An 11,549-nucleotide genomic window follows, 5' to 3' on the forward strand; every position below is an offset into this window, starting at 1 on the left:
CACGACCGCGGGGTTACCGGGGAGTGCGGATCATGCCCTTGCTCCGCATGAGGTGTTCACCCAGGTAGCCGTCGTGCGGGACGCCGGGGCGCAGCCAGGTCGTCGGGTTGTCGCCCAGGTACAGGTTGGTGACGGTCGGCTCGTCCAGCAGCAGCTCGATCAGCTCGCGGCGGGTGGTCATGGCGGTGAGCACCAGCGAATTCCGCAGCGGCCCGACGCCGTCCTCCGGCCGCCACCGCCCGACCCACACGCACGGGAAGCCGAGCTCGACCCCGAGCCGCGGATCGGCGCCGTCCGGCACCAGGTGCACCGCGGGCCGCAGCACCGCGCCGCCGGCGGGCAGCTCGTCGACGATGGTGCCGCCGCCGAGCAGCGCCCGCGCGTCCCCCGCGACCTCGTGCAGGTACCGGTCCATGGCGCGCGCCGACTCCACCGGCTGCACGGTGAGCACGGCGTCCGGGTGGTCGGCGGGCAGGCTCGGGATGGCGGCGAGCGCGTCGGCCAGCGCCGCCGCGACCGGCTCCGGGTCGCCCTCCACCAGCACCGCGGTCGCGCAGGTGCAGGCGGTGCCGCCGAGGTGGCTCACCGAGCCCGCGATCAGCTCGACCCGCGGCCGCCAGTCCACCTCCGCGGTGATCAGGATCTTGGAGCGCCCCGGCCCCTGGGTGAGCACCCGGGGGTTGCGGCCGTACTTGTCCACCACGTCCTGCCCGCCGTAGACGATGGCGTAGTCGGACTCCGCGATGATCACGTCCGCGGCGGCGTAGTCGGTCGGCAGCAGCGTCACCGTGTCCGGCGGGAAGCCGGCCTCGCGCAGCGCGGTGATCAGCCGGAACGGGGTGAAGGGTTCGCGGGTCGACGGCCGCACCGCCACCTTGTAGCCGAGCGCGAGCGCCTCCGGCCAGAGGCTGTGCACCGCGGGGGTGTTGCCCGCGGCGTGCACCGCGAAGAGGTCGCCGCGGCGGGTCCAGACCGCCGACCCGGTGAGCGTGCGCTCGGCGTCCCACCCGTCCACCGCGCCGAGCGGCATGGCCAGCGTGCGGGTCTCGCGCTGGGCGCGCAGCACGTCGGCCACCCACCGCACCGACTGCCGCACCACCGCGAGCGGCACCCCGGAGACGGTGGAGACCAGCCGGGCGTACTCGTCCGGGTCCAGCCCGGCCACCGTGCCGTGCAGGAAGAGCTCCGCCGCCTGCTCCAGCGCGGTCAGCCGCTCCGGCACCGGGAGCACGGTGGCGGCGCGCATGGCGGTCAGAGTGCGGCGCACGTAGAGCGGCGGCACCTGGCTGATCTCGCCGACCACCGCGCCGGAGAGCGCGGTCAGCGGCAGCCGCTCGCGGGAGCGGTAGGCGCCGGCCGGGCCGAGCGCGTCGATCCGGAGGTCCATCAGTACACCCCTTCGATCACGGCGCGATCGCCGAATGTCTCGACCGGCCCCACATCGGCCACCGCGCAGCCGAGCGCGCCGGGCAGCGGCGGCAGCTTCAGCGCCGTATCGCGCTCGGTGTTGTTCGGCAGCAGGGCGTATTTGGTGAGGTGGTTCATCACCACCTGCCCGCGCTCGCCGAATTCGACGTCCCGCCCGGTGGCCGGATCCACCACCCGGAAGGCGATATACGGGCTCGGGGCGTCGAAGACCGGCAGCCCGTCCGGGTGGTCCTCGTCGCGCTCCCTGGACATGCCGAGAATGGTGGTGCTGCCGTACAGCCCCTTCAGCGGAATGTCCGGGAAGATCTCGGTGCGGAAGATATCGCGGGTGTCGGCGTCCATGTGCGCCCCGCTCCAGCAGATGAACCGCACCTGCTTCCGGATCGCCGCCACCAGCGCGGGCCGCCGCGCCACCCGCTCCAGCAGCGGCGGGGTGGTGATCAGGATGCCCACCTCCTGCGTGCTGAGGATCTGCCCCACCTGGTCGATCAGGTGCTCGGCGTAGCGCTCGGCCTCATCGGTGGCGCCCCGGGCGAGCAGCTGCTTGATCCAGCGCGGATCCAGATCGATGGTGAACTTCACGCCGTCGTGCCTGCGCGCGCGGCGGGTCGCGAACTCGCCGAACATGTGCGGGCCGCTCGGCGCGATGGCGAGCGTGTTCACCGTGCCGAGCCCGGCGTAGTGGAATTCGTCCCAGCCGAGCGCGAACTCCATCCACGGCTCGAACATGACGAAGCGCTTCGGCAGCCCGGTGGTGCCGCCGCTCTCGAAGATCCCGGCGATCTCCCGATCCGCGCCGGTGAGGCCGCGCGGAATCAGCTCCGCGACCGCGATGTCCCGGAACTCGTCCACCACATTGGGGAATCGGGTGAGATCGTCGAAGGTGCGGATATCGGTGCGCGGGTCGAAATCGAGGGTATGCGCCCGGCGCAGCCAATACGGGCTACCGGTCGCCGGGTCGAAATGCCAGCGCATCAATTCCCGGATGTAGGCGTCGGGATCGACCGGCGCGGCGCCGAGGTCGAGAATGGCAGAACACATGCGTCCTCCAGGGCGTGGAACTCACGCACACTGTGGCCGACCGGTCACCCCCCTGAAACTCCCGCGGCCCGACTTCGATGACGCGATCACGGAATCCGGGCCGCGCCGTCCGCCGGGGATATGTCTGGTACGTCCGCATCGCGGCGAATCGGCCGCTACCGCGGAGCGGGCGGCAGTGAGCGCCCCCGCGCGGGGGCCGGTGCACGCGCACCGAGTGTGCGCCCGCGCCGGTGTGACCCCCGCCATGGATTCCGGGAGTGAGCGGACCGGCGCTGGGTACTCCGGGCTCGTCCGGGCCATACCTGTGTGGTCCGGTTCATGCTACTTTTCGTCACACTTAGTACAGGTCTCAACGACTGGAGGTCTGCCGTGCCGAGTGCCGCGCCCGATTTGTCAGTGTTCGCCCAGACCGGAGGAGAAGGCGGGGGTGCGGCGCTCGATCAGGTTCTGATCATGACCGGCGCCGCGGGCGTGCTCGCCCTGGTCCTGATGTGGATCGGCTACCTGCACCGAAGCCGCCGGATCACCTGGTTGCAGGCGGCGGCCGACCGCCTCGGAGCCTACTTCAACCAGCCCGGCTGGGTGGCGCTGCCGCTGACGCTCTTCCTGGCCACCATCCTGACCGCGCTGCTCGGCTTCATCTGGGATGTCAGCCTGCACATCGGCAACGGCAGGGACGAGGGGCCGCTGGCCAACCCCGCGCACTACTTCATCCTGGTCGGGCTGTTCTTCCTCTTCATGGCGGGGATGGCCGCGATCGTGCTGCCGCTGGACGAGAAGCCGGGCAGGGCCGCGGTGCGGATCACCCGCACCTGGTACGCCCCGGTGGGCGGCATCCTGCTGGCCGGGGCCGGGCTCTACGCGCTCATCGGCTTCCCGCTGGACGATGTCTGGCATCGCATTTTCGGTCAGGATGTCACGCTCTGGGGCCCGACCCACCTGATGCTCATCGGCGGTGCCGGGCTCTCCCTGATCGGCGTGCTGCTGCTGGAGTTCGAGGGCAAGCAGAACCGCCCGCGCCCGGACGAGCCGGACAGCAGGCGGATGTGGCTGCTGCGCTCCTTCGCCTTCGGCGGGCTGCTGATCGGGCTCTCGGTCTTCCAGGTGGAGTTCGACTTCGGCGTTCAGCAGTTCCGGATGGTGTTCCAGCCCATGCTGATCGTCGCCGCCGCCACCGTCAGCCTGGTCGCCGCGCGGCTGGTGCTCGGCCGGTTCAGCACGCTCGTCGTGGTCGGCTTCGCGGTGGTGGTCCGCACCCTGGTCGCGGTGCTGGTCGGCGGGCCGATCATCGACGCTCCGCGCAATGTCTTCCCGCTGTACCTCGGCATCGCGCTGGTGGTGGAGGCGCTCGCGCTGCTGCCGTTGGTGCGCAGGCCGGTGCTGTGGGGCGCGCTCTGCGGGCTGGCCGCCGCGACCGTGGGGCTGTGGCTGGAGTCGCTGTGGATCAACGCCATGTTCGTGAATCCGTGGCCCGCCTCGATCTGGCCCGAGCTGCTCGCCATGTCGGTGCCGGTCGGCATCGCGGGCGGCGTGATCGGCGGCATGCTCGGCACCGTGCTGCGTGGTGAGCCGCTGCCACGTCCCGCGGTGCGCCGCACCCTGGTGGTCGCGGCGGTGCTGATCGTCGGCGCCGCCGTGGCCAACGGACTCTCGCACACCGTGCCGGAGAACGCCACCGCCACCGTCACGCTCACCGAGGCGCCGCCGCAGAACGGTGAGCGCATGGTCTTCGCCGACGTCCGGCTGAACCCGGCCGACCTGGTCTCCGACGACCCGGAGTGGCTCGAGATCCTGGGCTGGCAGGGCGGCGTCGGCAGCGAGAGCCCCGGCCGCGGGCTGGTCGTGGACCTGCTGGAGCGGGTCGAGCCGGGGCATTACGTCTCCACCGCGCCGGTGCCGGTCTCCGGCACCTGGAAGACGGTGCTGCGGGTGCAGGACGGCCGCACGCACACCGCGCTGCCGGTGTTCATGCCCGCCGACCCCGGCATCAATGCCCAGGAGGTGCCCGCGCTGAACACCTTCACCCGGCCCTTCGTCCCGGAGATCACGGTGCTGCAGCGGGAGCGCAGCTTCGACTACCCGTCCTGGCTGTTCGGCGCGGCCTCGATGGTGGTGCTGGTGTGCAGCCTGATCCTGGTCGCGGCGCTCTCCTGGGGTGCGGGCCGGATCAACGACCGCTTCCCGCACACCGCGGGCAGCGCGGCCGCGGAGCCGGTGGCATCGGCATGAGCGCCGCCGCCGTCGCGGGGTACGACGGCGTGGATGTGCTGGCGGATCACTCGATCCTCCTGGCCATCCCGGCCTTCCTGCCCGCCTTCGCGCTCGTCGGCGTGGTGGTGTTCATCGCGGTCCGGGACCGCAGGGCGGGCGACGACGAATCCGAATCGACCGAGGAGAACGAGAAGTGACGAACGTGCGCCGGGGCTGTGCCCTCGTGCTGCTGGCCGGGCTGCTCACCGCGGGCTGCGCGAGCGCCGACGAGGGGGAGCACGCCGATCACGCTGCGACCCACCAGAGCTCGGCGCCGGCCTCGGCCACCGCGCAGCAGCAGGCGGTGACCATCGCGGTGCGGCTCGCGGGCGGCGCGGTGACTTCCGATGACACCAGGGTCGAGGCCGCCGTCGGCCAGCCCATCGAGCTGGTGGTGGACAGCGACACCAGCGACGAGCTGCACGTGCACTCCGACCCCGACCACTCCTTCGAGGTGAAACCCGCCGCCGGGCAGCGCTTCTCCTTCACCGTCGCCGTGCCGGGCCGGGTGGAGATCGAACTGCACGACGCAGGCCGCACGGTGGCGACCATCCTGGTTCGATGACCCTGCTCGCCCACGGCCTCGGCGGCGCGACGGATCTCCCGATCCCGCTCACCTACGCCCTGATCGGCGCCGCCTGGGCGCTCACCTTCTCCTTCGCGGTGCTGCTCTTCGCCTGGCGCGAGCCGCGGCTGGACCCGGAATCGCCGGGCCGCCCGCTGCCCGCGGCGCTGTGCGCGGCCGTGGATTCGCGGTGGACGCGCGCGGTGCTCGGGGTGCTGAGCGTGGCGGCGACGGTGCTGGTCGCGGCGGTCGCGCTGGGGGGCTCGGCGGATCCGGCGCGCAACCCCGTTCCCGGCGTGCTCTACGTGTACCTGTGGGTCGGGGTGGCGGTGCTCTCGCTGCTGGCCGGGCCGGTGTGGAAGGTGCTCTCCCCGGCGCGGGCGCTGCACCGGGCGCTCTGCGCGGTGCGGCGGCGGCCGCCGGAGCGCGGGTTCGCGGCGTACCCGGAGCGGCTGGGGATCTGGCCCGCGGTGCTCGGGCTCTTCTCCTTCGTCTGGCTCGAGCTGGCCGCCCCGGATCCGGGCGCGGTCGGGGCGGTGGCGACCTGGCTCGGCCTCTACCTGCTGGTCACCCTGGCCGGGCTGGTGGTCTTCGGCACCGCGTGGGCCGCGCACGCCGACCCGTTCGAGGTGTACAGCGGGCTGGTCGGGCGGCTCAGCCCGGTCGGGAGGCGGGCAGGCAGCGGCGAGCTGGTCCTGCGCGCGCCGCTGGCGAACCTCGCCGGGACGCCGGTGCTGCCCGGCTCGGTGGCGGTGGCCGCGGTGCTGCTCGGCTCGACCGCCTTCGACAGCTTCTCCCAGTTCCCGGTCTGGCGGCGGCAGCTGGTCGACTCCGGCCAGCCCACCCTGCTGAAGACCGCGGCGCTGCTCGGCTTCGTGCTGATCGTCGCGGTGCTCTTCTGGGGCGCCGCCCGCGCGACCGGCGGCGTCACGCGGGCGGAGCGCCGCCTGCTGCCCGGCACGCTGGCGCACAGCCTGACCCCGATCGTGGCCGGCTACATCGTGGCGCACTACCTGACCTTCCTGGTGGAGAAGGGCCAGGCCACCGCGATCCTCTTCGCCGACCCCTTCGACCGGGGCTGGAACCTGCTCGGGCTCGGCGACCGCGACGTCGCCTACCTGCTCTCGAACCATCCGGGGGTGCTCGGCACCATCAAGGTGCTCGCGGTGGTCACCGGGCACGTGCTCGGCGTCGCCGCCGCGCACGACCGCAGCCTGCGGGTGCTGCCGAAGGCGCACCGGGCGACGGGTCAGCTCGCGCTCATGCTGGTCATGGTCGGCTTCACCTTCACCGGGCTCTACCTGCTCTTCGACGCCTGATCCGCGGCGCGCCGCCGCACCTCGTTGACCGCCGCGAGCAGCAGCCCGATGCCGATGAGCACGAGCCCGCGCAGCCACACCGAAGCCGCCACCTGCGTGGCCAGCAGCAGGCAGGAGGCGAGGCCGAGGATCGGGACCGCGGTCGGCACCCGGAAGTGGTCGCCGTCGCCCGTGTCCCGGCGCAGCGCGATGGCCGCGGCGTTCACCCCGCCGAAGACCACGAGGAGCAGCAGCACCAGGGTCTCGGCGAGCGCGTCGATCTCGCCGGTGAGCGCGAGCGCCATCGACGCGGCGGTGGTGACCAGCACGGCCACCCACGGCGTCCGGCGCCGCGGCAGCACCCGGGCCAGCGCGGCGGGCAGCAGCCCGTCCCCGGCCATGCCATAGGCCAGCCGGGACCCCATGATCCCGGTGAGCAGCGCGCCGTTCGCCACCGCGACCAGGGCGATCACCGCGAAGAGCCGCTCCGGCACGCCACCGGCGATCCGCACCACCTCCAGCAGCGGCCCCGTCGATCCGGCCAGCACATCGGTCGGCACCGCCGCCGAGGTGAGCAGCCCGAGCAGCAGATAGACCGCGCCCGCGGTGAGCAGCGCGCCGAAGAGCGCCCTCGGGTAGCTGCGCCGCGGCTCGGCGACCTCCTCGGCCAGGTTCACCGAGGTCTCGAAGCCGACGAAGGAGTAGTAGGCGAGCACCGCCCCGGCCAGGATCGCCCCGGCCGCACCGTGTTCGGCGGTGCCGAGGGTGGTGAGCCGCCCCGGATCGGCGTCGCCGCGCAGCAGGATCCAGGCGCCGAGCCCGATCACCAGCAGCAACCCGCTCAGCTCGATCAGGGTGGCGACCACATTGGCGCCGAGCGATTCCCGCACGCCGCGGATGTTCAGCGCCGCGAGAATCAGCAGGAAGACCACGACCACCGCGACGGTGGGCAGCGCGACGAGTTCGGCGAGGTAGTCGGAGGCGAAGCCGCGGGCCAGCGCCGCGACCGAGACCACCCCCGCCGCGAGCATGCAGAAGCCGGCCAGCGAACCGGCGGCCGGGCCGAAGGCGAGCGTGGTGTAGTGCGCGGAGCCGCCCGCGCGCGGGTACTTGGTGGCGAGCTCGGCGTAGGAGCCCGCGGTCAGGCAGGCGAGCCCGAGCGCGACCAGCAGCGGCAGCCAGACGGCGCCGCCCGCCCGGCCCGCGATCTCGCCGATCAGCACGTACACCCCGGCGCCGAGCACGTCGCCGAGGATGAAGAAGTAGAGCAGCCGGGCTCCGACGACGCGGTTCAGCGCGGGCACGGGATCAGCCGACCGGGGGGAGGGGCGTGTCCGGTTCATGCGGCCGCACTACCCGGGCGGCGTGGGAACATGCCCGCGCAGCACCGCTTCCACCCGGTCGGCGGTCCAGTGGCCGTGCGCGCCGGGAGCGGCGGCGAGGTAGCGGGCGGCCCGCTCCGGCGGCCAGCCGTGCGCCTCGGCGAGCCCGGCGCCGAGGTGCCGGAGGTAGGCCGCCGACGGCGGGTTCCCCGGCAGCGCCCGGTATTCGGCGGGTGCGGTGCAGGTGAGCACCGGCAGCCCGGTCAGCGTGCCCGCGCGGACCAGCGTCTCGTACCGCCCCGGCCCGGCGGCGTACCGGCCGGTGGCGAGCACCGCGGCCAGGTCGAGGTCGGTGCCGGGCGGGCGGTACATCTCCTGCGCCACCAGGTCGGCGAATTGCCCGGCGGTCACCAGGTATGCCCTGGCGGCGACGGTGCCGGGGCCGTCCGGGTCGTAGAAGGCCCTGCCCCCGGTCCAGACCACCGATTCGGTGGCGAAGTACAGCGTGCCCGGCAGCCACACCGGCACCGAGCGCTCCGGATCCCGCCTGTCCCGGCAACCCGGGTACCGGTGCGCGGAGCCCGCCGGAGTTCCGCCCGCGAGGTAGCAGCGAATCCGCTCGGCGTGCATGTTGGAGCCGTAGGCCGCGTACCAGAGCCGATCCGGCGCCGCCGTGCCGCGCGGCGCCGGACCGGGGGGCTCGGCGGGCCCCGGCACGGCTCAGATCTTGCGGATGACGGTGACGACCTTGCCGAGGATCTGCGCGTCGTTGCCCGCGATCGGCTCGAAGTGCGGGTTGTGCGGCAGCAGCCAGACGTCGGTGCCGGTGCGCTTGAAGGTCTTCACCGTGGCCTCGCCGTCCAGCATGGCGGCGACGATGTCGCCGTTGTCGGCGACGTTCTGCTGCCGCACCACCACCCAGTCGCCGTCGCAGATCGCCGCGTCGACCATGGACTGCCCGACCACCTTGAGCAGGAACAGCGAGCCCTCGCCGACCAGCTCCTTCGGCAGCGGGAAGACGTCCTCCACCGCCTGCTCGGCCAGGATCGGGCCACCGGCGGCGATCCGGCCGAGCACCGGGACGAAGGCCGGGGTCGGGGTGGCGCTCTCCGGCACCTCGTCGGTGTCGACCGCGCCGCCCGCCGGCAGGCTCGTCACCGCGCGCACGGCCTCGTCCAGCCCGCGCACGTCGACCGCGCGCGGACGGTTCGGGTCGCGCCGGAGGTAGCCCTTGCGCTCCAGGGCCCGCAGCTGGTGCGCCACCGACGAGGTGGAGGTGAGCCCCACCGCGTCGCCGATCTCCCGGATGCTGGGCGGATACCCGCGCTCGCTCACCGACGACCGGATGACGTCGAGCACCCGGCGCTGACGCACGGTGAGATCCGCTCCCGTCCCGTTACTCTCGGCCCCGATCGTATCGGTGCCGCGGGTATCGGTACCGGGACCGCCCTCGTCACCCGCGTCGTCCCTGTGGCCCACCGCAACCCGCCTTCCTGTCCGCGCCCCGCCCGGATGCCGCCCGGGGCGTCCGTCTCCGGGCCTCGCGCCCGGGTGTTGCTCCAAACCTAGACTGCCGCGGGCCGAGTATCAAACATCTGTTCGACGCGAGTCCGTGTCGCGGCTGGCGCGCACTCGCCCCGCGTGGTAGAAATCGAACATACGTTCCCTCGAACATGTGAGCGAACCGGTTCGGACGGCGGTGGCGAAACCGCACGCCGAGGCCGGTTCCGGCAGTTGCAGCAGCGCAACATCGCCGTCGCCCCGACGGCCCTGACGAGCCACAGTCAGCAACTCGACCGGCGGTGCCGGTACACGGAGGAATTCCGATGAGCACAGCGCTCGAATTCGACAGGAGCACGGGAGATTCCGGGCAGTCCGGGCCGGGCCGCCCCGGGGGATGCCAGGCACCCGCAGCCCGCCGCGGCGGGCCGGTCGCGCGCCGCGGCGCCCCCGCACCGGCCCGGCGGCGCCCACGCCGGATCGACGAGCGCCGCCCCGCCGACGGGCGGCCACGCCGCGGCGCGGTCGCCGAGCACCGGCCGCTGCCGCGGCGCCCCCGCGGCGCGCACCCGCTGCGCCGGGTCGAACAGGCGCGGGCCGGGCTGGCCACGCTCGCCGTCACCGCGCTCGTCACCGCGCTGATCGTGGTCGCGATCCTGCTGCTCGCGCAGTGGCGCTCCGCGCCCGTCTCCGAGCCCGGGATGCCGGGCGCCGCAGCCGTGGTCGCGGTTCCGGCATGGAGTGTGCCTGTCGCGTAACGCGATTCGCCGGAACCTTGCTCGCGAACTGGAACCGGTTGCTATCGTCGCGGCACACACCTCCCGCGCACCTGTGCCGCGATCGAGAGGCGGATCCGCAATGACGCGCTCCCGCACCGAGTTTCCCGCGCTCGGACTGCTCTGCCACGCCGTTCTGCTCGCCTGCCTGCTGGTGCTTCCGGGCGCGTTCGCCCCGGTCCGGGCGGCGCCGCTGTACGCGGGCTACCTCGACCTGGCGGTGGTGGACGCGGACGGTGAGCGCGCGGGCGGAGTGCACCCCGGGCTGCCGTCGGACGTGGCGGTGCTCGGCGCGGCGCTGGACCAGGCCCGCGCCGCCGGGGTGCCCGCCCGCCGCTACACCGCGCTGCTCCGGCAGTACTGGCTCGTGGTCGCCGCGGGCAATGCGCGCATCGACCTCGCGGGCTGGGATCCGCGGCGCGGCCCCGCGGTCAACGCGCACACCTTCAACCTGGTCTACGTGAACTACCTGCGGCTGGCGAGCGCGCACCCGGAGTTCTGGTGGGCCGGGCTGGCCGGGCTGGCCGGCGGCTCCTTCGCCTCCGGGTTCTTCGACATGGACGACGCGGGCCGGATCATCGACCTGCCCGGGCTGCACGCGCTCGGCACCGCCGTCGCCGACCAGTTGGAGCGCACCCCGCCGGAGCTGGCCGAGCACACCCCGGAGGACATCCGGCTGCTCGCCGCGGCGGGCCCGCGGCTCACCGCCGCCGACGTCGGCTGGTTCCAGACCCGGCTGCTGGCCATGCAGAAGCACATCTTCATCGACCTGGTGCCGCAGCACGAGGCGTACCTGGCCCGCGGTATGGCCGGGATCGACGAGTTCGCCGCGGCCGGAGCGATCGACGCAGGCATGCGCGCCGCCTGGGCCGGGATCGCCGCGGGTGGCACCGCCGGGTACGTCGACGCGCTCTACCGGATGACCGATCGCGAACAGAACGTCGTCGTCGCCGACCAGTGGGACACCACCGCCGCGGCCAGGGACGGCATCGGCCGGGTGCTCACCTACGTCAGCACCATCGCGGCCAAGCCCGCGGTCCCCGGCGTGCGCGCGCCCGGCACCTTCGCCCCCGCCACCGTGCGCGCGGGCGACCTGGTGCTGCGCACCCCGCTGCCCGCCTTCAACTGGGCCGACCGGGACGACCGCTGGCGCTACATCACCGAGGATCTGGTGCTCCGGCACATCGACCTGAAGCGGGACACCGGGCTCGCCGCCGGCGTGCTAGCCGAGCCGTACCCGGCCAAACTGTCCCGCGGCAGGCTGGTCGCCCGGCTGCCCGACCTGCTCGCCGACCTCTCCGGCCAGTGGCGGATCGGGGGATGAGCGGCGTGGTATCCGGTGCCGAGCAGGGGTGGAGCCAACCCACGG

General features: G+C 73.4%; 11 protein-coding genes. 6 read left to right on the top strand and 5 right to left on the bottom strand.

All coding sequences use genetic code 11. From position 1 onward, the window contains the following. Positions 1-13: 13 nt before the first annotated feature. Both NH2_RS19685 and NH2_RS19690 read right to left on the bottom strand, forming a co-directional pair. The gene (locus NH2_RS19685) at positions 14-1,387 is read right to left on the bottom strand and encodes an aldehyde dehydrogenase family protein (protein WP_157103874.1); all 1,374 of its coding nucleotides are present in this window, start codon (positions 1,385-1,387) and stop codon (positions 14-16) included. Continuing rightward, positions 1,387-2,469 carry an AMP-binding protein gene (locus NH2_RS19690; protein WP_067656264.1) on the bottom strand — a complete coding sequence of 361 codons (1,083 nt, stop codon included), beginning with the start codon at positions 2,467-2,469 and terminating at the stop codon, positions 1,387-1,389. Before NH2_RS19690 ends, NH2_RS19685 begins: the two co-directional genes overlap by 1 nt. A 453-nt stretch (positions 2,470-2,922) precedes the next feature. Here NH2_RS19690 and NH2_RS19695 point away from each other — a divergent pair, with 453 nt between their 5' ends. The 4 genes from NH2_RS19695 to NH2_RS19710 are packed head-to-tail and all read left to right on the top strand — an operon-like array spanning position 2,923 to position 6,603. Beyond that, complete coding sequence (locus NH2_RS19695; protein WP_245650666.1) at positions 2,923-4,698, top strand: hypothetical protein; 1,776 nt, start codon at positions 2,923-2,925, stop codon at positions 4,696-4,698. Further along, entirely contained in the window at positions 4,695-4,877 is a 183-nt protein-coding gene (locus tag NH2_RS19700; RefSeq protein WP_067656269.1) for a hypothetical protein, read from the top strand. Before NH2_RS19695 ends, NH2_RS19700 begins: the two co-directional genes overlap by 4 nt. After that, positions 4,874-5,284, top strand: coding sequence for a hypothetical protein (locus tag NH2_RS19705; RefSeq protein WP_067656272.1), 411 nt, complete (start codon positions 4,874-4,876; stop codon positions 5,282-5,284). The genes NH2_RS19700 and NH2_RS19705 overlap by 4 nt, the downstream gene beginning before the upstream one ends. Then, entirely contained in the window at positions 5,281-6,603 is a 1,323-nt protein-coding gene (locus tag NH2_RS19710) for a hypothetical protein (protein ID WP_067656281.1), read from the top strand. Before NH2_RS19705 ends, NH2_RS19710 begins: the two co-directional genes overlap by 4 nt. On the opposite strand, the gene NH2_RS19715 is transcribed toward NH2_RS19710, so the two are convergent. From NH2_RS19715 to lexA, 3 genes are read right to left on the bottom strand one after another with little or no spacing between them, the layout of a single operon-like run. Beyond that, positions 6,582-7,886, bottom strand: coding sequence for an APC family permease (locus NH2_RS19715; RefSeq protein ID WP_439951767.1), 1,305 nt, complete (start codon positions 7,884-7,886; stop codon positions 6,582-6,584). The two genes, NH2_RS19710 and NH2_RS19715, sit on opposite strands and share 22 nt — an antisense overlap. Before the next feature lie 48 nt (positions 7,887-7,934). Next, on the bottom strand, positions 7,935-8,621 hold the full coding sequence (locus NH2_RS19720; RefSeq protein ID WP_067656285.1) for a histone deacetylase: 687 nt from the start codon (positions 8,619-8,621) through the stop codon (positions 7,935-7,937). A 3-nt stretch (positions 8,622-8,624) separates the two neighbouring features. Beyond that, positions 8,625-9,317: a transcriptional repressor LexA gene (lexA, locus tag NH2_RS19725; protein WP_067656773.1), complete on the bottom strand. Its 693-nt coding sequence runs from the start codon at positions 9,315-9,317 to the stop codon at positions 8,625-8,627. A gap of 413 nt (positions 9,318-9,730) precedes the next feature. Here lexA and NH2_RS19730 point away from each other — a divergent pair, with 413 nt between their 5' ends. Then, positions 9,731-10,162: a hypothetical protein gene (locus tag NH2_RS19730; protein WP_067656287.1), complete on the top strand. Its 432-nt coding sequence runs from the start codon at positions 9,731-9,733 to the stop codon at positions 10,160-10,162. A 100-nt stretch (positions 10,163-10,262) separates the two neighbouring features. Next, a complete protein-coding gene (locus tag NH2_RS19735) occupies positions 10,263-11,504 on the top strand; it encodes a hypothetical protein (RefSeq protein WP_067656290.1) in 1,242 nt (413 codons plus the stop codon). Positions 11,505-11,549 lie beyond the last annotated feature (45 nt).

Origin of the sequence: Nocardia harenae NBRC 108248 (assembly GCF_001612885.1) — a bacterium.
GTDB lineage: Bacteria > Actinomycetota > Actinomycetes > Mycobacteriales > Mycobacteriaceae > Nocardia > Nocardia harenae.

Excerpts from the sequence above, each read along its gene's own strand:
- NH2_RS19685 (WP_157103874.1), bottom strand. The coding sequence starts at position 1,387 with ATGGACCTCCGGATCGACGCGCTCGGCCCGGCCGGCGCCTACCGCTCC.
- NH2_RS19695 (WP_245650666.1), top strand. The coding sequence starts at position 2,923 with ATGACCGGCGCCGCGGGCGTGCTCGCCCTGGTCCTGATGTGGATCGGC.
- NH2_RS19735 (WP_067656290.1), top strand. The coding sequence starts at position 10,263 with ATGACGCGCTCCCGCACCGAGTTTCCCGCGCTCGGACTGCTCTGCCAC.
- NH2_RS19710 (WP_067656281.1), top strand. The coding sequence starts at position 5,281 with ATGACCCTGCTCGCCCACGGCCTCGGCGGCGCGACGGATCTCCCGATC.
- NH2_RS19700 (WP_067656269.1), top strand. The coding sequence starts at position 4,695 with ATGAGCGCCGCCGCCGTCGCGGGGTACGACGGCGTGGATGTGCTGGCG.
- NH2_RS19730 (WP_067656287.1), top strand. The coding sequence starts at position 9,731 with ATGAGCACAGCGCTCGAATTCGACAGGAGCACGGGAGATTCCGGGCAG.
- NH2_RS19690 (WP_067656264.1), bottom strand. The coding sequence starts at position 2,469 with ATGTGTTCTGCCATTCTCGACCTCGGCGCCGCGCCGGTCGATCCCGAC.